We start from the raw sequence: 25,036 nt of genomic DNA, 5'->3' as shown, positions 1-25,036 counted from the left end.
GTATGATAAAAAATAACAGACTACTATAAGCTCAAAATAAATTATTATCTTTGCCTTTGCTTTGGAACAAATATCCTGCACTAAAAAAAATATCTCAAATGAAAATAAAGGCAACTAGTATTAATAACTTAACTGATGCTCGTTATTTTGCTGCTTGGAATGTGGAATGGTTAGGTTTTTCGCTCGAAATTGGACACGCAAACTATACTCGCCCACAAGATGTAAAAGAAATTAAAGATTGGTTGGTTGGTCCTAAAATTGTTGGAGAATTTGGGATGGCACAATCGCTGGATGAAATTCAAGCTTCTATAGAATTACTCAACTTAGATGCGGTACAATTGGGCATGTTTACAGACGATCAAATCGCTCTACAGCTAAAACAAGTTGTTTTGATCAAAGAATGGGTTTTGGAGGAGCTATCTAAGTTAGACGACTTTGCCACAAAATGTAAAGACTTAGCAGAACAGGTTGATTATTTTTATCTAGATTTAGAAAAAAATGGCATTGATTGGAATCAACTAAAAAACAACCCTACTGCGCTAAAAAAACTGCAAGATCTTTGTCAAGAATACGCTATCTTAATTAGTATCAGTTGTCCTCCTGCTGAGTTAAAATCTTTTTTGGATACAGTTCAACCTTATGGAATTAGTTTGCAAGGGGGCGAAGAAGAGAAGGTAGGTGTTAAATCATTTGATGACTTAGATGAAATCTTTGAAACCTTAGAAGAATTGGATCTTATTGGTTTCTAATACAGCCTGTAATCCAATTTGATTTCCCTTCTTTTTTCAACCATCAATTGTACCTTAATGCAGCATTTTTGGAAAACAATACAATATTTAAAATATTATAAATCCTATGCGATATTAAACATTCTATTTAATGTTCTTGCTGCATTATTTACCATTGCTTCTTTTTTGGTTTTAAAACCATTTTTAGACATTCTTTTTGTAACAGAGGTAGTTGAAACCACCAAAGTAATTGAGACTGGCTTTATTGCCAATTGCAAAACTTATTTTAACAATACCCTTAACCAATACATTCTTGACAATGGAAAAAATGCAGGGCTAATTTTAGTTTCTATCATTGTTATTACAACCTTTTTATTCAAGAATTTATTTCGCTATTTGGCCCTTTATGTCATGGTTCCTGTGCGTTATGGAATAGAAAAACGCATTCGGCAAGCGGTCTTCCAAAAACTAATGTACTTGCCCCTCTCCTATTTTTCGGAGGAGCGCAAAGGTGATTTGATGTCTAGAATTACCATTGATGTCCAAGAAATACAATGGTCGGTTTTGCAATCGGTTGAAACCATCGTCCGATCTCCCATTATGATTATTGGTTCCTTGGCTGTTATGCTCTATATCAGCCCACTACTTACTGGTTTTTCGTTTATTTTAATCCTTTTTGTTGGTTTAATTATTGGTGGCATTGCCAAAACACTAAAACGGAAGTCTACAGCCGCACAAGAATCGCAAGGTCGCTTGTTGTCCATTTTGGATGAAGCATTAGGCGGTTTGCGCATTGTTCGAGCCTTTAATGCAGAATCTTATCAAGAACAGAATTTTGAGGCAGAAAATCAATATTACGAAGGGACAATGACTCGTATCATGAGGCGCAAAGATTTATCGTCTCCCCTAACAGAATTTTTAGGCGTTGCTGTTGTTGTCGTTTTATTAATGTTTGGGGGATCGTTGGTTTTTCAAGGTGTTTTTGAGGCTTCTACTTTTGTGGTCTTTATTACCATGTTTTACAACATCATTGATCCTGCAAAATCGTTCTCTAGTGCTTATTATGCCATTCAGAAAGGAAGTGCTGCCATTGAGCGAATCCACCAAATTTTAGCGCATCCTATTCACATCCAAGATGCCCCTGATGCCCAAGCTATTCAACAACTAAAAACAGGAATAGAATTTCAAAATGTTAGTTTCCAATACAACTCCGATCGCCTTATTTTAGATACTATTAATTTGACGATTCCCAAAGGTCAATCTATCGCCTTTGTAGGAGCTTCTGGTGCAGGAAAATCAACTTTGATTGACCTAATTCCTCGTTTTTATGACATTGAACAAGGGGCTATTTTACTGGATGGAATCAACATCAAGGACTATCAACTCAAAGACCTTAGGGGTTTAATGAGTATGGTTTCTCAAGAAGCTATTTTGTTCAATGATACCATTTATAACAATATTGTTTTTGGTCTCGAAAACATCAGTCAAGAGGAAGTAGAAAGGGCTGCAAAAATTGCTAATGCGCATGAATTTATCGTTCAATTAGAGAAAGGTTACCAGACTTCGATTGGTGATCGGGGTAGCAAATTAAGTGGTGGGCAACGACAGCGAATTACCATAGCAAGAGCCATCCTTCGAAATCCTCCTATCCTCATCTTGGACGAAGCTACTTCTGCTCTTGATTCTGCTTCTGAACGACTGGTGCAAGAGGCGCTTTTTAGAGTCATGCAAAATCGAACGTCTATTGTTATTGCACATCGACTATCAACCATCCAACATGTCGATAAAATTATTGTTCTGCAAGATGGAAAAATTGTCGAACAGGGTAAACACGAAGAGTTACTTGCTGTGGGTGGTATATATCAGCAGTTGGTCAAGCTACAGGCGATGTAATTTTAATCACTAACATACTACGGTTTTTCTCTAAAAATGCTCCTTCCCTTTATTTCTATTTTGCATACGTTTCCGATAAAGAGCTTTCCGATCACTTTTTGGAGCAAAGAAGTTTAGCTGTTTGACCTTTTTTGTTCACACCAAAAAAGAATCTTATTGCATCAAAATGAATAGACTATTTATAGAATATAAATTGACATCATTTATGAAAATCAATCTAATCATTCTTGCTTGCTTCCTATTTTTGATTGCTTGTAATTCTAATTCCTCCAACTCCAATCAAGAGCAATCTCTAATTATCAATATAGAAGACTTAACAAAAAAAATAAAGTATTACCCCAACGATCCTTTTATAGAAACTTTCAAAAAAAGTGAATTTTTCCAGTTAAGTGGTCTAGAAGATCAAGTGGTAGAAACTAGCAATGGTACTGTTTTATCCATTCCTAAAGCAGCATTTAGGGATCAGACTGGTCGTATCATCGAAAAAGAAATCACACTTGAAGTAGTGGATATTGCCTCTTTAGAAGAACAAATTCAATCCAATATTAGTGGTCAGTACAAAGATAAAGTGCTGCAAAAAGGAGCTACATTATTCATTAATGCCACAAAAGATGGCAAACAATTAATACTCAACAAGGATCAACCTATTTATGTTGCAACTCCTACAGCTCATGGTCTAAAACATGCGCTTATTTTTGAAGGCATCCGCAATCCACAAGGAGAAATGCAATGGTTGAGTTCCCAAAAACCTAAACAGTTTTTGATTCCAATGGACTTAAAAGAGCTTGATTTTTTGCCCCCCAATTTTGCCTTAACAGTAGAACAAAACCTCCCTTTTAGAAATTACAAAACTGCAAATAAAAAACTCATCGATAGCCTCTATTACAGCTTTAGTCCACATTATCCACGCTCTAAAAAAACCGCCCATCCATCCAATGTCCAGTTTAAGTTTTATCAATGGGAGGGACAATCTTCGGACACCACTAGTTTATGTACAGGGATAGACCCTGGCGCTATTAAGGTTATAAAAAAGAAAAAATTTGCTGCTACTTTTATTGCTACTAAAGCATTTGAGCAACGAATGCATTACCTGCATTTGGCTCAAGAACAGGCGGCTTTAGAGGTCTATTTACAACATTTGGACTGGGATCTTTCTCGGTGCGATGACAAAGTAGCTCAATTATTAGGCACTAAACCCCCTCAACAACTGCAATTCAAAGCTTTTGCTAGAGAAAATTGGGGAAATATCAAAAATCTGCCAACTGCTGTCAAAAATTTGGGAAAATATTATAGCAAACAACTTCAAAAAACTCGCCAACAACTTTGCCAATTAAAACATACGCATGATAAAGCACTCCAACAGAAAGCTGCCCTTGCTCAACGGCAACGAGAAAATTATCAAAAGGTGCTGCACAAAAGAGCAACATACAGGCTCAAAAAGTTTGGATTTCAGTTGGATAAAATGGGTTGGATTACAATAGCCGAAGCCTTAGAACCTCTTGATACATTTGATTTGGAAATTAAAGTGGCTAAAGGGGCTTATTATGATAGAGTCCATGTCTATAGTATAGACAAAAAAATCAACAGTATTTTTGCGTTTACAAGCAAAGATAATAATCGGTTTCAGGCAGGGTATTATGGTGACCCTTACCTTTTGTACAAAAAAATGCAAGAAGCCCAAGCTCTAGTCGTTGCTTATCGAAAAGGTGCTGTTTATTATGATTTACAAACGTTTCAAGTTGCACCGATTGTCCGAATAGAACTACACCCCCAAATGGTTTCCCCAAAAGCACTTAAAATTCTTTTAAAAAAATTAGATTCAGGCCACCAACGTTTTAATAAACTGCAACTAGATTTAACGTATCAAGCCATCTTTCACAAAGAGAAGCTTAGACGCAAACAACTAAAAAAAGAACAAGATTTTATTCAAAAATTAGGTTTTATTGCACTCCCCTGTACCTATGGAGCACAACAATAATAACTTTGTTTTTAAGATGCTTTTTGTTAAAAAACAACTTCCTTCTTAACACAAAAAAGCTTATCTTTGTTTTGTGAAAGACTACTACTATATATTAGGCATCAACAAAAGAGCAACAGCTGCTGAGATTCAGCGTGCTTATCAAAAATTATCGCTCAAATTTCACCCCGAAAAAAATGGACACGACCCATTTTTTGAAGGGCACTATCAACAGATAAAAGAAGCTTACCAAGTATTAAGCGACGATCATAAACGCTTTCGGTATGACAAAGCATTGGGAGATGAGTTATCAGCCGAAGTAGATAAAATACTAGATGGCCCTGCTCCTACCATATCTTCTTTTTTTGCTTCTAAAAAGGCAAGCCAAAAGGGAGAAGTCTTGACAATTTCTTGGGAAGTACTCAACGCAGAGGAGGTTCATATTGATATGATTGGTGATGTTGCTTCTAATGGCACACAAACCATTCGTTTGATGGAGTCCACAACAACAAAAGAATATCTAACGATTGAGCTTCGTGCCTCTAATCGTTATTCTGATAAAATTAGTACCAAAACTTTGTCGATCAAAAATTTGGCTTATTCGCCTCAAGAGGCTGCTTTAAAACGTAGACAAGAGGTAGTTTTGGACAAAAAAAATAAAACAATAGAGGAAACATCTAAACCTGTTTCTAAAAAAAAGAAAACAACAAAACAAAAGAATACTCGTAAACCTACTTCAAACAAAAGTTCGTCTAACAAGCAATCTATCAATAGACGCAGAGAAGAAGGAGCTGCTTATATTTTAATTGCTGTTATGTTTTTTATTATTGTAATTATGCTCTATATAATTCATTCTATCAACCCTATCTTTTAGTTTTTTTTATTTTTTTTTTAAATAAGAAAACGTTTTTTGAAGGATACTTGTTGTAAAGTTTTTCGGTTATTTTAACGCCGCTTTTGCTACTCATGCTTTGTTTGAGTGGTAGTGTTTTCTGGGGGCGTTTTTAGTTTTGGATTATTTTAACGCCGCTTTTGCTACTCATGCTTTGTTTGAGTGGTAGTGTTTTCTGGGGGCGTTTTTAGTTTTTGGATTATTTTAACGCCGCTTTTGCGGTTCACTCACTTAAATGTCCACTGGACATTTATTTTTTACAGGGTAAAAAAATCGTTCGTTCATGATCAAGCTATTTAATAGTACCACTAAGTTTCAACCTCGGGAGTTTGGTTATAAGCCTCGTTATTATGATGCTGATAAAGAAGCACTAGAACGTCGAATAAAAGGACGAGAGGAGGCAAACGCCAAAGGAGCACTAACAAAAATGCGACTCCGCCAAGAGTTTGGCAATTATAAATCTTCGGATGGAACGCATAGAAAAGGTAGTTTTGTGACTTCTTCTTCTTTTAGATTATTATTAATTATTATTTTGCTGTCCATGGCTAGTTATATTGTACTGGATAGCTTATTACCTCAACTGTTAGAATATTGGTTTCCCTTGGAGCATCAAGAATATGAGCTTTTGGAGAAATATTATTAAGTAAGTAGATGGACAAAAATAATTATGAATAAATTAAGCATTTTTTCCACCCTAGTTGCGTTAAAAATCCTCGCTTTACTTGCTTCGCTGCGTGAAGTCGCAGGCTTAGTTAGCCCGCTAAAGCTTCGGTTTTTGCCTTGTAGGTTAAAAAAATACACGTTAATTAATAGGGTACTAATTTTACCCATCTACTTAACTACGCAGAATTGATTATGCGTTAAATTTACAATCATTAGTTTTCCGTAGTTACTTAACTATGTTTTATTGTTTAGTTGAACCTTTTTAATGCTTAATTGAATCAAAATTACATGGCAGACCTAATACAATTATTACCTGATCACATTGCCAATCAAATTGCTGCGGGAGAAGTAGTACAACGCCCTGCTTCTGTCGTCAAAGAGCTTTTGGAAAACGCCATTGATGCTGGTGCAAAGAACATACGCCTGATTATCAAAAATGCAGGTAAAACACTTATCCAAGTGGTAGATGATGGGATAGGTATGTCTGAAACAGATGCCCGAATGTGCTTTGAACGACATGCCACCTCTAAAATTCGCCAAACAGAAGATCTTTTTTCGATTCGGACGAAGGGATTTAGAGGGGAGGCAATGGCTTCAATTGCAGCAGTAGCGCAAGTAGAAATGCGTACCAAAAAGCAGCAGGAAGAACTGGGAATACAGATTAAAATTTCTGGTTCTAAAATAAACAGTCAAGAGCCTTGTCAAACAGCAGCAGGAACTTCTATCGCTGTCAAAAATTTATTCTATAATATTCCTGCTAGACGTAATTTTTTGAAGTCTGATACAGTAGAAATGCGTCATATCATCGACGAGTTTCAACATGTTGCACTGGCTCATCCCGATACCTTTTTCTCTCTGCATCACAACTCTGCCAAGTTGTATCATCTGCCCATTTCTAATTTGCGACAGCGCATTGTAGGAATTTTAGGCAACAAGGTCAACAAAAATTTGATTCCGATTGAGGAAGATACCGATATTATAAAGATTACAGGTTATATCGGAAAACCTGAGGCTGCCAAAAAAACTCGTGGAGATCAGTTTTTCTTTGTCAACAATCGATTTATTAAAAGTGGCTATCTCAATCACGCTTTATTAAGCGCTTATGAGGATTTATTACCCGAAAAGGTTTATCCTTTATACGTTGTTTTTTTCGAAATTAATCCTAAAAAAATTGATGTCAATGTTCATCCAACGAAGCAAGAAATAAAGTTTGAGGATGAACGACTGGTTTATAATTACCTACGGGTAACGGCTCGACATGCCCTAGCTCAAAATAGTATTACTCCTAGCCTTGATTTTGAGGTAGAAAGCGGGATTTCTCAACATTTAGATGAGGCGCATTTAAATCCTTCTGTGCTAAAGTCTTCTTTTGACCGCCCTCAAAATGATAATCAAACCTTTAAGTCAAAGGTAAACAATACTAGCAAATCATCATTTTCTGGTCATCAAAAGCAACCTAAAACAGAAACGGAGCTTTCTAATCTCCAAAATTGGGACAAGCTCTACGAAAATATCGAAAATGAGGCCATGGAACAGGGGCAAAAACTGGAACAAGAAGAACAAACACTCTTCTCTTCTTCTATTGGAGACCGCCCTTCTACGCAACAAAATGAGTCTGATGAACTGACTTTTTCTAGCAAAGCCTCTGCCGCTTCATCCAAAAACCTCTCTGATAGTGCAACAACCAAGCATTTATATCAGTTACACAACCGATATATTGTTAGTCCTATCAAATCTGGTTTTTTACTCATTGATCAACAAATGGCTCATCAACGTATTATGTATGAGCGCTATTTATATCAACTTGAGCACAAAAAAGCAACCACTCAAAAATTGCTCTTTCCTCAAAGTGTTGAATTATCAACTGGAGATGCTGCTTTGCTAAAAGAACTATTGCCTCAACTAAACGAATTAGGGCTTGATATAAAAGAATTTGGTACCAATAGTTTTGTTGTTCATGGCTTGCCTAGTGAGTTAAGCCAGCAAAATGAACAGCTAATTATTAGCCAATTATTAGAGCAATTCAAACAAAATATAGATTTAAAAATTGAGTTATATGACAACTTGGCTCGTTCCTTGGCTTATCAGGCATCAATTAAAGCAGGAAAGTCATTAACAGCAATAGAAATGCAGCAACTAATCAATGAATTGTTTGCTTGTCAAGTTCCTTATGTTGGTCCTAATGGACATAAAACATTTATTTCTATGGACATGGTTGAATTAAGCAAACGCTTTGAATAGCCCTTTTTAGATAGTAGCCTCCATTAAACGGTTATAGGGGCTACTATCTAACATAGATACAGTTACACAAGAATAGGTTACACTTATACAATGAAACGCCCCACTTACTCAAAATGGTGGAAAAAGCTCGCATTATCTCCTATCTTTATATGGTGTCTATTAATATAGATCATGGAAACTAAAATTCACTACACTCTATTTTAAATTCTATACTCTATCTCCCATTCTTTTATTTAATTTGCGATTGAAGTTTTTTTAAATTTTCAATCGCAAAATATTGCTTTCCAAACGCTATTTTTATCAAATCCAAGCTAATAAAACCAACCAAAGGTATCCCCAAACAACAGATAAAAACAAACAAGGAATATAAATTAAAATCATTTTTAGAGTGACTTTGAACCAAGACTCTGACAAGACTGAAAAGATCATTCCTAGTACCCCAGAAACGATTCCTAATATCCCTGCTGCCCCCAGTACAAAATAACTAAAAGAAAGAAAGTAGCTAAACGCTCGACCACTACCATATCCATAGTCCTTATCGTACAAATAATAAGCAGCATATAGAACTACTAATTGATTGAGTAGTGAACATAAGGCCCAAGGTATTTGCTTTAGTAGGTTGATTTTCATAAATCATCAATTTTCAAGGTAGGCTCTCCAAAAAGGTGGGCATGTGTTTGTTCTACATATCCCATATCTCCAGGATCTGGCAATTTATCTTTGAATAGATTAATTTCATCCTTAGCAATTTTATTCGATTCTTCAATTGCTTGATCTAGCTGATAACCACTCACCCATCTTCTCAAAAAATAAACGTAAAAAAAAGGAGACAAACTAGTTTTGCCCTTGTGTCCAATGTATGCATCCGCCCCCAATCTCAACCATCGCTCTCCTTGATTGGCATTTCGGCAGCCCGTATTATAAACCAATCGTATTTTTTTGCGCAGTTCTTTAGGCAAACTTTCAAACCAATATAAATAGGGATTGGTATGCGCCAATAAAAAAATATCCACGCAATCAAACTCTGTCGTCAAGCGTCTTAAACTAGCTACAATTAGTTCTTTTTGATCGGTTTTTCCCTTCTGTGTAAAATAGTAGGATCGACTATAATACGCTTTTAGATAGGGTTCTGTAAACAGCTCTGTTCCAAACTGCTCAAATGACGGAACACTATCCCTAATGGCTAATACGGCTCGTTTGGTTCGTGCTTCTTGTTTTGCATTTCGCAACATGAGACCATCTGCAATCCATGCCACCAACCAAATTGAAATCCCTAGAAAAAAAAGCGGCAAAACGATACTTAAGATTCTACGAAAAAAGGAAGGAGCTCTATCTATATTTGTTAATTTTTTTTGTTTTTCCATCTTATTATTTCGATCAACAGAAATCCATATTTGTTATTAATTATCAACTTAAGACACTTTTGGCAGAGCAATACAAAATAAGAACCTGAAGATCAACATAGCCTATTTTTAGCAAAATTCATTTGTGCATTACTCCGTTAAAAAATCGTATTCGATTATCATAGGAGTGCTACGCAGTTAATTATCAAAATGATATAATTTTGCCATTCAGAATATTAGTTGTTTGATAACCTAGCTTTGCTAGCTCATGTAATAATCAATCGAATACACGAACGGTAGTGAGCTGCGTCAGCTTGCAGCTAAAAGCTGCAAAGGAAAAAGCAATGTTTTTTTGCTTTTTTTTAGTTCGCTTTGCTCATGAGAACAGTTGTAAAAAGCAAAAAACTATCTCACGAGTGTAACGAACCGACCTCAGGGAGCTCATAAGCGCTAGCGCACTAGCTAATTAACGGAGTATTATTTGTAATAACGCCTATAAATTAATCCGTTAGTCCTGCCTATATGTTATTAAACCGAGCAGACGCTCCTTTTCATTATAAACCTGATATTTTGTTCGTACCTTTTGGATGATTTCCTCTTCCTTCAACTGCTTATCCAATAAATCCAACATAAAATCAAAAATTTCAAGCTCTCTATCCAACCAATTGTGATACAAGTCAATTAGATTAAATATAGAATCATGAACCATGCCGTTTGTTGAAACATAAACCACCTGTCCCCTTCGAGTCCCTTTAGTCGCCAAACAAATCTCATGACCACTTCCTTCGGGAATAATCACCAACAATCCTTTTAGCTCATCTTGATCCAACTCCCAGCTCCCATTGGGATACACATGCCCATCCTTATGTTTTTTTGCCAGCGCCTTAAAATAAGCTGCTCCTGGATAAACTTGATCCGCTTGGTAAGTTCTTAATTTTTCAATGGGCAATAAACCATAACAAGGTCCTACGATACCATTTCCTATCGTTTTATAAAACTCCACCAATTCTATAGGCAATTCTACGCCCAAATTGGATGCTGCTTGCCTAATTTTTTCTGCACTTAAGAGCTCATTTCGTTCATACCGATGATTTTTTGCACCAAAAACTTGATGCCGTGAATCATAAGCTTTAAGTTGATCAAGTTTAGTTAGCACTTCTGTCCACATAACCATTTAGCATAAATTAATAATAAGATATAATTGTTGCTGCTTAAGACCTTAAACAACTCATTATTAAGTAATTTCAATTATTCAATGGATTGATCGTTTAAAAATACTACGCCCCACTCCCAATAATAAACTCAATAAACCAACCGTGATCAACTCCATAGCAAAAGGCCAGGATTGAATTTTAAAAACTATACCAATAATTAAAATCATTGCAGCAATCAGTAATAGACTCTTTATTCCTTTGTTAGAAACCTCTCTCTTTAATAATATTCTTATCAAGAGAAACATCGCTGTCAAAACAAATAATAAGCCCCCCAAAACAATTAACTCACTTGCATATCGCCAAGATTCGAATTTAAACACTAAACCAATTACAAATACAGGACTACTAATCAAAAAGGGGTAGGTCAGTATTGTTGTAGATGTATTCAGTTGATAAAACAGCAGATAATATCGGATCAGCAACAGAAGGGCTCCTAGTTCGAAAAAAATCCCTCCTAAAAAGAGCCAATTGAATCCCCAAGCCTGCAATCCAAAGATAGTAGATACTATTTTTACAATAACCCCACTTCCAAATAAGAAACTGTAGAACCTTAAATAGCCATCTTTTTTTTGCCTAAATATTTTTAAAGATAAAATCCAAAACAATAACATCATAAAGGAACTAACAGCAATCAACTCCCTAGCATAAAACCAATTTTGCAGTATAAAAACACTTCCTATTAGTCGTATAAAAACAGATAGCGTAAAGCCTACAATAAGAATTGGCACAGCCCCCTGTTCCTTTTGTGGTTCATGGTCTAAAATTTCGTTCATGTCTAGTTTTGGGTTCATTTGCTTAGCAATCAATTTTACCAACTAATAACCAAGCTATTATAATTTCATTCTATCTCATAATAGCTATTTTTTTTTAGAAAAAATAACTTCTAAGCCTAAATTTATATTAACTGCTGTCCCAAACTGGTCACTTTATCCAGCCATTTTTTTCGAAAATTTTCGGTAGAATTTCGGATAGGAGCAATATAAGATGTTCGAACGGGTCTCACACCACAGAACTCAAGCGTTCCTTTTTTTAATTGCTTGGTAGCTGGGCTACCCAAATAAAACTTATAATACCACTTGGGAGAATCTGAAGTACAAATAATACGAGCTGTCTTTCCTTTTAAAAGTTGTTCAGGCAGCGCTTTTCCCTTTTCATATCGATAAGTAACCCCCGACAAAAATGCTCGATCAATAAAACCTTTCATAAGAGCGGGAATACTAGCCCACCAAAGAGGATGCACCCAAACTATATGATCGCACCATTTAAGGTACTCAATTGCCTCCTTCAGATCTTCCTCCAAATCTTTCCCTTCCTGAAAATCCCTTGTCAAATTCAAATCAAAATCCAACGCTCTAAGTTGAATCATTTTTACTTGCGCATTAGCTTTTAAGGCACCTGTTTTATAAGCATTACAAAGTGCATCTGTATAACTCTCTCCTCTTGGATTTCCATTAATAATCAATACATTCATCTTATTTATTTTAGCGTCAATAAAAGTTGGTCAAATGACCAACTTTACAAACATAGGTCATTCGACCAACTTTTACAAGTTATACTGTCTTTTTTTAGTATTATACTTTGTACCTTAGCATTGGATAGATGTGTTTTTAAATAAAAATAAAGGGTTTCCTATAAAAAACACAGCCGCTCAAAATCAGTGTTTTAATGATTCACTTTTGGTGTTAATTTGAAAATCAGAAAACAATTTTGTGTAAACATTTTTATAGGAAGCTCTAATAAAAAATATGAGTAGACGAACAGAAAAAACCCATAAAATAATTCAAACGACGATTCGATTACTTAGCCAAGAAGGGGCAGGTGGCTTAACCATGCGAAAAATTGCAAAATTAGCTGATATTCGCTTAAGTAATTTGCAATATTACTACAAGGACAAGAATGCCTTGTTAGAGGCTACTATACAAGACTATTTTAGGCAAAATGAAGCAGAGATAAGCCAACAGATTGCTCAATTGCCCAAAGACATTGAATTCATTGCTTTACTAAGTCTTCTTTTGGAACAATCTCTAGTTAGTGGAAGTTCTAGTGAACGCTGTGCTATGTTTCGAGAGATTTGGGCTTTAGCTACTAAAAATCCTAAGATTGATGAATTAGTTCGTCTTCACTACAAAAAACACAACGATTGGTTGGTTGAGCAATTTGCTCCTTATAGTCAACAAACTGATCTTATTGTCAGTATTTTAATGCCTTATATTGAGGGCTATTCATTAATGGGCAATGCAATTCCTGTAAATAAAAAAGACTTGATCGCCCATCTGCTTAAGATGGTTCACCCCTATTGCTAAGACTTTCTTCCCAACTAAAAAGCAGCAGCCATTCTGAATTTTCAGAATGGCTGCTGTCTAGTTTAATATGGTTTCTATATTCAATTCATTGAATATTTTTTATTGCTTAACAATTTTACGAGTAATGTGCTCTTGTCCATTAGTAAAACTGATGAAATAAACACCCGTTATCAAACGATCTACCTGAATCGTTTTATCGTTAATTTCTCCTACCTGAACGATCTGTCCTTGTACATTTGTAATCGTATACTTAGAAAGTCCTTTTATGTTGGTTGCAATTTCTAAATAATCATTAAAAGGATTTGGAGCAACCGCTAAGAAGCTTTGTTCATTTTGAGTAGCGATTACATTGGTAGTTGTCGTCGAAACAATGGAGAAAGCATCAATTGCAATATCCGAAAACCACGAACTACCAGTAGTTCCTCTAAAACGCAATTTCAAATCCGTTGCACTAGCATAAGAAGATAGATCAATTGTAGCAGTCAACCAGTTGTTTCCTTGGTCATTGACTCTAGCCCATAAAGTTGCCCAATTGGAACTAGCTGTTCTTGCTTCTAAAATTAATACTCCCATATCAGCACCATACATATGATAATCAAAGGTTAACTCTGGATCTGTTACGGTAGACAAATCAAAACAAGGGCTTGTCAAAATAGCCGTTCTGGATGGATAATTGGGAGAAGAAGCCTCCATATACACATAATACGTTCCATCATTCGCCATTGCAGGACCAGTCGTGCTTGTCGGAGTAGCACCAGAGAGGACAGCCCAATCAAAATCATCATTTGTTTCCTGCATCCAAGCACCTAAGGTATTTTCAAAACTTTCGGTATAAGGAAAATTGGTAATGGTTGTAGGGCAACTATAACTAACAGCCCCAACAGATACCGCATCAACAGCAATGTCAGATCCCCATGATGAGCCAGTCGTTCCATTAAAACGTATTCTTAAATCTGTTGCATTGGTATAAGCAGAAAGGTCTATGGTTGCAGCCAACCAAGCATTGCCCTGATCTCCTGTTCTTGTCCATACACTCGTCCAAGTACCTCCACCAGTACTTACTTCAACCTCTAGTGCTCCCATATCAGCACCATACATGTGGTACATAAATGTCAATTCTGGAAATTGAATTCCTGATAAATCAAAACAAGGACTCACCAAAAAGGCATCTTTACTAGGATTATTGGGCGCAGAAGCCTCCATATAAACATAATAATTCCCCGCACTTGCTGTCGCTGGTCCTGTATTATTAGACTGTGTTGCTCCAGTGTGAATTGCCCAATCAAAATCATCTCCTGTCCCTTGCGTCCAATCGCCCAATGTATTCTCAAAGCTTTCGGTATAAGGGAAGGTATTTATCGGTGTACAATCTGGTGTTCCTGCACCAATAGAAAAAGCATCAATAGCGATATCAGAACGAAAATCAGACCCCGTAGTCCCATTAAAACGTATTCTCACTGAACTTTCATTCGTATAGGCATTTAAATCTATTGTATCTGGAATCCAATCTGGTCCCTGATCTCCTGTTCTAGACCAAAGCGTTGTCCAAGTTGAATTATTAGTGCTCACTTCCAAAGATAAGGTTCCCATATTCACGCCATACATACTGTAATTAAACGCCAATTCAGGGTAGCTCACTCCTGTCAAGTCAAAACAAGGGCTCAATAATTTAGCATTTTTACTTGGGCTATTGGGAGCCGTTGCTTCCATATAGATATAATAAGTTCCCTCATTAGCCGCTGTAGGTCCTGTTGCATTAGATGGAGTAGCACCTGATAGTAGCGTCCAATCAAAATCATCATTGGTTCCTTGTGTCCAAGCTCCTGTGGTATTTTCAAAACTCTCGGTATAAGGAAAACTAGTAATGGTCGTTCCGCAAGGAACAGGAATCGCTCCCCCCGAACTATCGATACCACAGTTGGGCATATCAGCAGCAATAGCAGCAATCAATTGATCGCTTCTACCACTCGAACCATTTGTACAACCTCCTGTATTATGAATAGCAACCACCAAATTAGAATTAAAATCCAAAACTGGCGATCCTGAACTCCCTCCTTCTGTATCAGCATAATAACGGATACCTGTTGTGGTCATCTGATTCACTATAGCATTTCCATTGGCATCCCCTCCTTGGTCTGTTACAACGGTAATTTCTTTTCTTCTGCCTCCTGGATGCCCAACAATATAGATTCGATCATTGATCGTTGGAGCAACAGAGCTAAGGCTCAAGTATCCGTATGTATTGGTAGGATTAACAGGCAATTGAACCAACGTATAATCCAAAGAAGAACTTGTTTTTATAAAATTAGCAGAGGCAGCTACAACATCTGAAACAGAATTTCCACTACCATTGCAATTGGTATGATGGTAATTGAATATAAAGTCCGTATTGGCGGCATCAGAAGAAGTACCTATACAATGATTATTGGTCATTACATGTCCATCACAACCTAATAGCCATCCTGTACAAGACCCTGTCCCCCCTATTAACAAACGGCAGACTGCCCGCCCTTTATCGTGCATAGTCGTTCCATTGTAACAAATAACAGGCTCTTTGTCATCCTGCCCACAGATTGATTTTTCATTCAAAATTGCATCAATTTGTTCTTGGGGATAGCCATAAGCCACTTCTGCGATGTCAAAACCATAGTGATTAGATCCTGCAATGGAATGTAGTCGAACAATTACTCGCTCATCAAAAAGTACCTGAGACCAAAAGTCACTAATCATGGTATTATTTTGATCAATAATTTTGCCTTGACCTGCATAAATAATAGATTCCCCTGTATTGGGGCTGATTATTTCAACATAGTCTCCAGGAGCTAAATCAAAGTTCTTAAAGTAAATTTTTATGTAGGAAGAGTATTTATTATAAAACTCCTTTTCAAAGATAACCGCTTCAATTCCTGTTGGATTATAGGGATGTGCCGTAGACTCATTTATAGTTATTGCATCTCCAACTTTTAGAGGCTCACTAGTAAATCCTGCGGTGGTATAATCAGGCGTTGCTGATGTTATTCCACTTTGCCCATAAGATAGTTGACAAATGGCAAGTAATAAAAAAAGTACAATCTTTTTCATGTTAAAAAGAATTAATTTGATTAGTATCTAAATTGGTTACAGTACGGTAGGTAGCTGGGGAAACTATCTTATTTTTTTGGACAATTTATGCTCGTATATATTTGGGAATTGAGCATCAAAAATAAATTATAAACTCGTTTTTTTAAGTCGTCTTACTATCCTTATAAACACCTAATTATGTCACTAATTTTATAGTTATAAGCGATCTATCTTTAAGAGTACGTACTCCTCATTTCATTAATGAGGATCGTTTTTATGGCAACATTTTTTCTATTCTAAACTAGCAAACTGAGTTCCATTTACTGAAGTTGTTTAAGAATAGCCTTACATCGCTAATGAAAGCTAATTTCTAGCTACTCTGCGTTAAAAATTTGCTCCATAGCGCTGCTATGAAGAAACCACGAAGTAGCAGCGAAGCTAATTTTTGCCTTGTTTATCTAAAAATTACTACTCATTATCAACAAAACTGCGAAGCACTCACAAAGTAATTCCATTTTTAAACAATTTCACTTTATAAGAGCGAAAATAAACAATCTACAACAATTATTTATTCCATATTATGGTTAAAGTTCGCATAAATTTGACTTTTTTTTATGGTAATTTTGTCAAATTTTTGATTTTATTAACTAGTTTTGTCCTTTCCCCTATAGATTTATAGTAGTATATTAAAATAATTGTATTGTTTATTAGGTATTCCTTAATGAGCAAAATAAACCATTTATTCCCCCTCCTTCTGAACAAAATAAACAAATATTATAGTTCGGACACCGTAATTCAGACAAAAAGTATTATTTTTACACCATTAAACAATAAAAGAACTAAAGATTATATGAGTAAGGATAAATATATAGACAAGGTTATCACTTGGGTTGAGAAACGAAAAATTAGCTCTATACAAACAACATCTGAGGGATACGATGATCCAAAAATTTTTACGAACAAGTCCACAAATGACCAAGTACAACCAGATGTGTCTTTCACTATTGATGATGCTACTCATTATTCTGAAATAGCTTTAAAATGCGATAATACTAGAAAATTAGTGACAAGATGGAAATTGTTGAGTACAATGGCTTCTGTTAAAAAAGGGCAATTGCATCTTTTTGCTCCTAAAGGGCACAAAATTTTCACTAAAAAATTAGTTGAAGATAATAATATTGATGCGCTAATACATTCATTATAAGCCATCTTTCTTTTTAAGAAAAGCTGCTTGCGTAAGATGATGCAAGCAGCTTTTTGTGTTTTTAGAGATAACAAGCCGTTTTTTCTTCTATCGAATCAGGGTAATGTCTCCTTTTTTTGTTATCAGCGTACCGTCCAACAATTCGATTTCCGCATAATATACAAATACTGCTGGGTTCATTTTTTTGCCTCTAAAATAGCCATTCCACCCTTCCATATCCACCTGTAAATCTGCCCCTTGATAAATTAATTCTCCCCAACGATCAAAAACCATTAGTTGTTTAATTTTTTGAACTTTTTGAGTTCCATACACTGTAAAAACATCATTGATTCCATCACCATTAGGGCTAAATGCATTGGGAATATAAATCGTTGAATCTTGATGGACACTTATGGTGACTACTGAACTATCTCCGCAACCATTGTTTAACGATAAAATAAACTGCATATCAGTATAAAAAGGATCTGGCGTAAAACCTTCTAAAGCTGTTGCTCCTGTAAATAGCAACTTATAGGCACTTGTATTAGGATCAAATTGAGCCCAAGAAACGGTTGAACTGTCTATTGTATTCGAAGAAACTGTTCCATAAAGCCTTACTGTTTCTCCTGCATTGATGGTTTGGCTTTGATAAGCAACAAGGTTATAATCAATTGCATTTTGAATCTGAATATTGCTGATAGAATCTATACAGCCATTCCCATCTTGTATATAAACAGTATAGTTGCCTACCCCTAACCCTTGTGACAGCATGTTTACATTGCTGTAAGGACCAGCTTTTGTATAGGAATATAAATAAGGTGCTGTTCCTCCATGGATCGTGTCTAAACGAATGATACCATCTGTATAATTAAGGCAACTTACTGTATCTCCTATTGCTGTTGCGACAATTGCTGTGGGTTGACGAATGGCTAAACTATCTATAGCCCGACAGCCCATAGAATCAACGACTTCTATAGCATACCAAGTTTCTCCTCCTACGGCTGATAAATTATGAGCCAGCCTATTTGTTGTGCCATTACTCCATCTATACTGAACAGCCGAAGAATCTCGCCCAATTACAACCGCTTGCCCCATTCCATTCGTTCCACCATAACAACTAACATCCTGTACCCATTCTGCAATTACTTTTAGCGTGTCCAAGGTTGTCAAATTTTGTTCTAAGGTATCTTGGCAACCATTTAAGTCTGTTACAATCCAACTATAATTGCCTGCTGACAAGCCACTTATTTGTAAGCTATCGCTAGGTATTGGTATTGTGATACTATCTGCTGTATAGGTAAACGATCCTGTTCCTCCTATTAACTGAAAATGTACCGCCCCAGAGCTATCCCCAAAACAATTAATATCAGTATGTTGTATCAGTAAATGATCAAGTTTTGGTGGTTCTATAAGTGATAAATTTGCAGAATCTACACAACCCAAAGAATCGGTTATCACTACCTCATAGCTCCCTGCACACAAACCTGTTATAGTTGTTGCCGATTGGGCAAGCCCTCCCCAAATATAAATATAAGGCATTGTTCCACCTGCTGCGGTTGCTTTAATTGCGCCATCACAAGCATTGTAACAACTAATTGCCTGCCCATTATAATCTGAGACAACTGCCAAATCTACCTGAGGTAAAGAATCGGGCTCTGTAATATAAACGGTAATTGTAGTAGCACATAAATTTAAGTCTGTCGTTGTAATAGTATACATGCCTGCTCCCAAATTACAAAAAGAGCCTGTTGTATCAGGAGAATTTCCAACCTGAATCGAATAAGTATAATCAGGAACGCCCCCTGAAGCAATCAAATCGACACAAGCGTCATTTCCTCCTTTACAGCTAACGTTTACTTGATGAAATATTGAGCTAGTTAAACTTGTTGGTGCTGTCAATACAATAGAATCTTTGACCCTACAATTGTTGCTATCTGTCACCGTTACACGATACTGTCCTGCACATAGATTTAACAAAGAATCTGTTGTCGCACCAGTATTCCATAAAACTGTATAATTGGGAACTCCTCCTGTAATCGCCAAATCAATGCCCCCATCACAACTGGTTGAACAAGAAAGATCAAAACCATTATAATCGGAAGTAATCATCGCATTTACAAGCAGTGGTGTTGAAGGCTGAGCAACCGTATCACAACTTAGTACTTGACATCCATTTATATCGGACACCGTTACACATATCCTTTGCCCACCTATCAATCCTGTCACTGTTGGCGTATTTTGTCCCTGCGCTCCATTTCCCCATTGATAAGAATAGGGAGGACTCCCCCCTTGTACTGTTACCGTTGCAATTCCAGTTGAATCCCCTACACAGGCAACTCCAGTCGCATTGATAGAAGCTGTCAACGCATTGGGTTCTATAATCAAAATACTATCCATCACTGAGCAACCACTAATACTATCGCTTATCATAATGCGATAAAAATTTGTATCTGCTACTAAACCACAGGTCATAGCTCCTGAAAAATAGACGGATGAACCGCTATTCCAAGTATAAGAATAAGCTCCTGATCCCCCCGATACTATCACTTCTGCACAAGCACTGTCTCCCTGACAAAGAATAGGAGATAACACATTCACAGCTGTGGTTAAGGTTTGTTGCTGTTGAAGTAAAACACATACTGAATCGGAGCAATTATTGGCATCTACAACCGTCATACAATAACTTCCTGCGTCCAAACTATCTAATACCGTTCCTGTTGTATCTCCTGTTGACCAAATAAAACTCAAGTTTCCCGTTCCTCCTAATACTTCCATTTCAATCCGACCATCAGCCCCACAAAGAGGATTTAGGCTATCCAGAACATTAAAAGACAATATATCAGGAGTAGTAATATCAAAACTAAAAATAGAGCGACAACCTACCGCATCCGTAGAGGTTACCCTATAGGTTCCTGTAGCTAAATTACAAACCGTATAATCTGTCGCTGTAACAGAGATAATACCAGGAACAAGCGTGTCCCAAACATAGGTAAAGGGCGCTGTTCCATTAGTGGTTCCTATGGTAACACAACCATCAGTATGACCAAAACAAGAAACTCCTGTAATAGTATTGGCAAAACCAATCGGTGCACTTGAACTTAATCCAACCGTAACACAAGCACTGTCGATGCATCCTGTTATAACATTTGTAACAGTAACGCAATAATTCCCTACACTTAATCCTGTAATAGAAGCACTATTTGTATTCGTTGCAACAGCACCATTTGACCATACAAAATCATACATCCCTCCTGTTAAGCTGACACTAGCCGTTCCATCATTTTCACAAATCACCGCAGTAGAGGACATCATAGGGTTTGGTAACGAATCCACCGTTATGGTATAATTAAGTACGGTAGGACAAGTTAAGATGGTTTGCGCTCCAACCTTAACAGCAGAATAGACTGTTGCAGAATAAGTCGTGGTTACGGTAGGGCTAACGAGAACCGAATCCTTAGATAGAATAGTAAGGTTAGTACTCGGAGACCAAATAGCCGTATCCTGTGCTGTCATACCAATAATCCCTAAACTCGTTTCAGCCCCAGCACAACTCGTTTGAATAGGGTTATTACTTACAGCAGGAGTAGGATTAACGTATAAATAAATAGTATCAATAGAACTCCTTCCACAGCAACTGGTTACCATCGACAATTCTACTTTAAAAAATCCTGCTCTATTAAATTGATGAATAGGAACATGTTGAACATTTCCTGGGTTGGTAATCGCTCCATCAAAATTCCATTCCAAACTATCGCCTGCTGTAGAACTTGAAAAAGTTGCATAATCTCCTAGACACAACTGAAAAGTATCGGAGCCGATCAAGTTGGCAGAACTCAATATCTCAGGTTGATAATTTTTGTCAAAAGTGATGTTGTGAAAACCTCGGTATTCTTGCAAGGCATCCCCCATAATTCCCCCTGCTGCTGGGCAACCCAAACAAGTGTTGTGAAAAATGGTATAACGCCCAATTGAATCGTATCTGGTGGTATCGGCATTAAACGTCCCCATTGCAGGTATCGCATGGGTTCCCATCGCATCAAAAGTCCAATTTGTTACGGAGGTATTGGGCAATCCAATTGGAAACAATTGAGGATTTTCCGTTGTTAAGGGGTGCGTCGGCATTTGAGCAGAATCTCTAAATAACACAGGGCTATTGGTGCAATTGACATTGGTTGCATAAATTACTTGCTGATTATACAAGGCATAGGTAGAATCTTGTGAAACTGGACGATTCCCGATGCCACTCCAATAAATATTTCTCGCAATCCCATCTTGCCCATTTCCGCCATTTCCTCCGTTACCTCCTTGTCCGCCAGCACCACCAGCACCACCATCTTGAACTTCAATAGCCGATCCCAAACCACCTGCTCCTCCCTGACCACCATTTCCTCCGTTTCCTCCCTGACCACCACTGCCTCCCAAACCGCTATTGCCTGCCAAGACATGACAATGTTCAATTCGTCCATTACTTCCATTCGCATGGATATAAATACCAAAAGAGCCACCACCACCAAAAGCGCCTGTTCCCCCAAGACCAGCAGCTCCACCGCCACCGCCACCACCACCACCAGCTCCCGTACCATTCACACAACCACAAGCACCACCTTGGCCTCCTCCTCCGCCGCCGCCGCCGCCACCAGAACCACCAGAACCTGCCATCCCTGTTGCTCCTTGTGTACCAATTTGATAGCGAGTTCCCAATAGTCCCATTCCTCCATCTGCACCAACACAGCCATTGATCCCATCAATACCAGGATAGCCATCCTCCCCGATAACAGGAACCCCATTATTCACAGGCAGCCCATCTCCTAAAGTATTCCTTCCTCCTCCTAGACCACCAGCCACATTAGAACCTAGCCCTGCAGCAGTCGCAGAACAACCCGAAAAAGGAGGATTGAGTGGAGTACCGCCACGACCTGAAGGACCTCCATCGTTACCATCAATAGCATTACCACCACGACCACCACCACCGCCAGCACCACCATCAACCACACCAGGAGTAGCACTAGTACCATCAGCCCCCGTTCCCATTCCATTTCCCATGTCGGCATTGCGACCACCACCACCGCCAAAAAGGACAGCAGCAGACCCACAGCTATTTCCACCAAAACCACCATTCCCCCCTTGGATATTAGCACTCGTTCCATCAGGTAAACCATTCTGCCCAACATCTCCCGCTGTTCCATCTGCTCCTGAACAACCATCATTCCCATTCATACCATTTGCTGCATTTCCTATTTCTATATTTACCCTAGTAATGTTATAATTAGATGCATTATCCATGTAAATACCATAGGTAGAGGTACTTGGTACGATCGCATCAGCCGTTGTAATGGTCAAATCCTGCAATCTAAAATTTGTTGCCCCCAACACATTAATCGCCGTCAAATGTCGATCTATATTTTGAATTCCCACTGCATTATTCCTTGTACGATGAAGGGTAGTTGCCCCAATAGCCGATGTTTTGATCCAATCTTGATTTTCTATAAAACCGCCCTCTAGAGTAAGATGATTTGTTATATTGAGCGTAGTATCTATTGCGTAAGTTCCTGTTGCTAATTTGACAATTGTATTGTTGCAATTCGCTCGACGCAGAGCTTCTTCTAAGGTAACTGGATCTACTTTTGTTCCCATTCCTGTTATTGCACCAGATGTTGAGGCATAAATGTGGTTGCAGGATGCAAGGGTAATAGGCTGACTGACATTAATTAGCAAAACTTCAGAAGTAGAGCAGCCTGTTAAGGGATTTGTTACTTCACATAAGATAGGATATGTCCCTGCTGTCGTTGGAGCTGTTATTAAGGTCATTCCTTCTCTCCCATTCACCGTTGCAGGCAATGCATTCATTCCCCCATACAGTTCTGTAAATGAAAAATTCATCCCCAATAAATTGGTGGTCGCCCTAATAGAAAAGGTCGTTCCACCACAGACGGTTAAGGATTGGGTTGGTAAAAATAGAGTGGGCTGTCCCCTTATTTCTACTCGGACTTGATCGGTCGAAGAACAGCCATCGCTATGCACTGCTCGCACCGTATATACGGTCGTAGTAGAAGGACTGGCAATTGGGTTGGGTATTGTGGGATCCGATAACCCCCTACTAGGCGACCATATATATTGTGCCACATTGGTTGCTGTTGTAGTTGCCGATAACGCAATACTGTCTCCAAGGCAAATATTAACATCTGTTCCTGCATCAATGGGATCGTATGGGCTAGGAATGACACGGATAATGTAAGTATATTGATTTTGACCGACTAATGGACAAGAATTATCTTCGATCGTTACCAATAATCGATGTATCCCAACATCAAATGCCGTAGGTGTCCAACAAAAAGTTCCTGTAATTTGGTTTCCTGATGGCACTCCTGCTCCCGATACTGTAAACGTGCTATTTTGAATAGTACTACTACTACTCATGCTTAATATATCATTAGGATTTAAGGAATCCGATCCAATAATATCAAAACAAAATGGAGTACTATGGCAAACCGTAATTTCAAAATCTGAAGCATGATTTCCCTGTCCATTAATTCCCGAAAGAACAGGATTTTGATTGGGACAATTAAGTGTTCTAAATTGCATATCTCGCATTACAGAACCAATCAGAACACCATTTCTATATTCTCTTACAATTACACAAACATCAGCAATAAATGGAACTATTGGCGTAAATGAAATTACCCCAGTAACAGGATTAATTGTTATTGGAACCCAAGAGCCAAATGGCATTGAGCCAGAATATCCAACGGCATAAGCCGCACTATTTCCCGCCTCTTTAAGACAAGATGTTAGTTCATAGCTTAAAGAATCTCCATCTGCATCAAAAGGTCCAGGATCGTAGTTAACTAAGGTATTTACACAAGAAAAAATAGTTGGAACATTTCCAAAAGAAGGTGAGTTATTGCAGGGAGCAACTGTATTATCAAGATGTGCTTCTAAATAGGCAGCTGAAGAAAGCGTATTATTAGAGTTATTGCGACAACACCTTCGACTACTAAATACGACATTGGTACAGCTTGGAGGCAAAGTTACAATCCCCGAATAAGAATGCCTTTCAATCCCGTAAGATCCACTCCCTCCTCCACAAGCTGAATGTTGATTTGGGCATAAAGGAGTTATATCAGATCTAGAAACTCTATGGACTATTAATGATCCACTACCACAGCTTCCTACCCAACTAATAACGCTAGTTCGTGGTTCATCAATTCCAGTACAATCCCTGTAAATATTGAGCGTGATACTATATTGATTAGGACCTACACATATATAGCTTATATCTTTTCCAGCTAAGTCATTTGCAGTTAGTTTAAAAGGCAACAATAAAACCAAAAAGAGGGCATAGACCAAGCCGCTAAGGCAGGTCGTTTTAGAATAGAGCATAGGGAGTGTTTCTTTAGTGGGTTAACAAATACCTTGGGTTATTAATGAGGTATAAATCTACTTTTTTATAAAACGATAAGGTTAGGTCATTCGTTGCTTTTCTTTTTGACAAATTGAATCAAACCAATCGATTAATTCGCTCAGATAACACGAGTAACAATAAGCTTATCAACTAAAAT

Annotated in this window: 15 protein-coding genes; 8 read left to right on the top strand and 7 right to left on the bottom strand. The window is 37.5% G+C overall.

What is annotated here, in order from left to right:
* Positions 1-98: 98 nt before the first annotated feature.
* The 6 genes from AsAng_RS01520 to mutL all read left to right on the top strand — a co-directional run bounded on the left by AsAng_RS01520 (position 99) and on the right by mutL (position 8,374).
* On the top strand, positions 99-749 hold the full coding sequence (locus AsAng_RS01520; protein WP_264791004.1) for a beta/alpha barrel domain-containing protein: 651 nt from the start codon (positions 99-101) through the stop codon (positions 747-749).
* A 57-nt stretch (positions 750-806) separates the two neighbouring features.
* Entirely contained in the window at positions 807-2,621 is a 1,815-nt protein-coding gene (locus tag AsAng_RS01515; protein ID WP_264791003.1) for an ABC transporter ATP-binding protein, read from the top strand.
* A gap of 205 nt (positions 2,622-2,826) precedes the next feature.
* The gene (locus tag AsAng_RS01510) at positions 2,827-4,599 is read left to right on the top strand and encodes a hypothetical protein (protein WP_264791002.1); all 1,773 of its coding nucleotides are present in this window, start codon (positions 2,827-2,829) and stop codon (positions 4,597-4,599) included.
* A 73-nt stretch (positions 4,600-4,672) separates the two neighbouring features.
* Positions 4,673-5,452 carry a J domain-containing protein gene (locus AsAng_RS01505; RefSeq protein WP_264791001.1) on the top strand — a complete coding sequence of 260 codons (780 nt, stop codon included), beginning with the start codon at positions 4,673-4,675 and terminating at the stop codon, positions 5,450-5,452.
* A gap of 301 nt (positions 5,453-5,753) precedes the next feature.
* On the top strand, positions 5,754-6,113 hold the full coding sequence (locus tag AsAng_RS01500; RefSeq protein WP_264791000.1) for a hypothetical protein: 360 nt from the start codon (positions 5,754-5,756) through the stop codon (positions 6,111-6,113).
* Positions 6,114-6,421: 308 nt separating this feature from the next.
* Entirely contained in the window at positions 6,422-8,374 is a 1,953-nt protein-coding gene (gene mutL, locus AsAng_RS01495; protein WP_264790999.1) for a DNA mismatch repair endonuclease MutL, read from the top strand.
* A gap of 300 nt (positions 8,375-8,674) precedes the next feature.
* Here mutL and AsAng_RS01490 read toward each other — a convergent pair whose 3' ends face one another.
* The 5 genes from AsAng_RS01490 to AsAng_RS01470 form a co-directional block, all read right to left on the bottom strand.
* Positions 8,675-9,004, bottom strand: coding sequence for a hypothetical protein (locus tag AsAng_RS01490; protein WP_264790998.1), 330 nt, complete (start codon positions 9,002-9,004; stop codon positions 8,675-8,677).
* Positions 9,001-9,738, bottom strand: coding sequence for a hypothetical protein (locus AsAng_RS01485; protein ID WP_264790997.1), 738 nt, complete (start codon positions 9,736-9,738; stop codon positions 9,001-9,003). Before AsAng_RS01485 ends, AsAng_RS01490 begins: the two co-directional genes overlap by 4 nt.
* A 487-nt stretch (positions 9,739-10,225) precedes the next feature.
* Entirely contained in the window at positions 10,226-10,885 is a 660-nt protein-coding gene (locus AsAng_RS01480; RefSeq protein WP_264790996.1) for an SMI1/KNR4 family protein, read from the bottom strand.
* Positions 10,886-10,969: 84 nt separating this feature from the next.
* Positions 10,970-11,704: a hypothetical protein gene (locus AsAng_RS01475; RefSeq protein WP_264790995.1), complete on the bottom strand. Its 735-nt coding sequence runs from the start codon at positions 11,702-11,704 to the stop codon at positions 10,970-10,972.
* 122 nt (positions 11,705-11,826) lie between these two features.
* On the bottom strand, positions 11,827-12,402 hold the full coding sequence (locus AsAng_RS01470; protein ID WP_264790994.1) for an NAD(P)H-dependent oxidoreductase: 576 nt from the start codon (positions 12,400-12,402) through the stop codon (positions 11,827-11,829).
* A 274-nt stretch (positions 12,403-12,676) separates the two neighbouring features.
* Between AsAng_RS01470 and AsAng_RS01465 the strand changes: the two genes are divergently transcribed.
* Positions 12,677-13,234 carry a TetR/AcrR family transcriptional regulator gene (locus AsAng_RS01465; protein WP_264790993.1) on the top strand — a complete coding sequence of 186 codons (558 nt, stop codon included), beginning with the start codon at positions 12,677-12,679 and terminating at the stop codon, positions 13,232-13,234.
* 99 nt (positions 13,235-13,333) lie between these two features.
* Here the strand turns inward: AsAng_RS01465 and AsAng_RS01460 are convergent, their stop codons facing one another.
* Positions 13,334-16,315, bottom strand: a complete 2,982-nt coding sequence (locus tag AsAng_RS01460; RefSeq protein ID WP_264790992.1) for a trypsin-like peptidase domain-containing protein — start codon at positions 16,313-16,315, stop codon at positions 13,334-13,336.
* A gap of 829 nt (positions 16,316-17,144) precedes the next feature.
* Here AsAng_RS01460 and AsAng_RS01455 point away from each other — a divergent pair.
* Positions 17,145-17,498, top strand: coding sequence for a hypothetical protein (locus tag AsAng_RS01455; RefSeq protein ID WP_264790991.1), 354 nt, complete (start codon positions 17,145-17,147; stop codon positions 17,496-17,498).
* Between the two features lie 87 nt (positions 17,499-17,585).
* Here AsAng_RS01455 and AsAng_RS01450 read toward each other — a convergent pair whose 3' ends face one another.
* On the bottom strand, positions 17,586-24,857 hold the full coding sequence (locus AsAng_RS01450) for a T9SS type B sorting domain-containing protein (RefSeq protein ID WP_264790990.1): 7,272 nt from the start codon (positions 24,855-24,857) through the stop codon (positions 17,586-17,588).
* Positions 24,858-25,036 lie beyond the last annotated feature (179 nt).

This window comes from Aureispira anguillae (assembly GCF_026000115.1).
Classification (GTDB): Bacteria; Bacteroidota; Bacteroidia; order Chitinophagales; family Saprospiraceae; genus Aureispira; species Aureispira anguillae.
This window is presented reverse-complemented; position numbering and strand designations above follow the sequence as displayed.

Bases quoted from the DNA above. Each gene is read 5' to 3' on its own strand.
- AsAng_RS01520 (WP_264791004.1), top strand. From the start codon at position 99: ATGAAAATAAAGGCAACTAGTATTAATAACTTAACTGATGCTCGTTAT.
- AsAng_RS01515 (WP_264791003.1), top strand. From the start codon at position 807: ATGCAGCATTTTTGGAAAACAATACAATATTTAAAATATTATAAATCC.
- AsAng_RS01510 (WP_264791002.1), top strand. From the start codon at position 2,827: ATGAAAATCAATCTAATCATTCTTGCTTGCTTCCTATTTTTGATTGCT.
- AsAng_RS01500 (WP_264791000.1), top strand. From the start codon at position 5,754: ATGATCAAGCTATTTAATAGTACCACTAAGTTTCAACCTCGGGAGTTT.
- mutL (WP_264790999.1), top strand. From the start codon at position 6,422: ATGGCAGACCTAATACAATTATTACCTGATCACATTGCCAATCAAATT.
- AsAng_RS01490 (WP_264790998.1), bottom strand. From the start codon at position 9,004: ATGAAAATCAACCTACTAAAGCAAATACCTTGGGCCTTATGTTCACTA.
- AsAng_RS01485 (WP_264790997.1), bottom strand. From the start codon at position 9,738: ATGGAAAAACAAAAAAAATTAACAAATATAGATAGAGCTCCTTCCTTT.
- AsAng_RS01480 (WP_264790996.1), bottom strand. From the start codon at position 10,885: ATGTGGACAGAAGTGCTAACTAAACTTGATCAACTTAAAGCTTATGAT.
- AsAng_RS01475 (WP_264790995.1), bottom strand. From the start codon at position 11,704: ATGAACGAAATTTTAGACCATGAACCACAAAAGGAACAGGGGGCTGTG.
- AsAng_RS01470 (WP_264790994.1), bottom strand. From the start codon at position 12,402: ATGAATGTATTGATTATTAATGGAAATCCAAGAGGAGAGAGTTATACA.
- AsAng_RS01465 (WP_264790993.1), top strand. From the start codon at position 12,677: ATGAGTAGACGAACAGAAAAAACCCATAAAATAATTCAAACGACGATT.
- AsAng_RS01460 (WP_264790992.1), bottom strand. From the start codon at position 16,315: ATGAAAAAGATTGTACTTTTTTTATTACTTGCCATTTGTCAACTATCT.
- AsAng_RS01455 (WP_264790991.1), top strand. From the start codon at position 17,145: ATGAGTAAGGATAAATATATAGACAAGGTTATCACTTGGGTTGAGAAA.
- AsAng_RS01450 (WP_264790990.1), bottom strand. From the start codon at position 24,857: ATGCTCTATTCTAAAACGACCTGCCTTAGCGGCTTGGTCTATGCCCTC.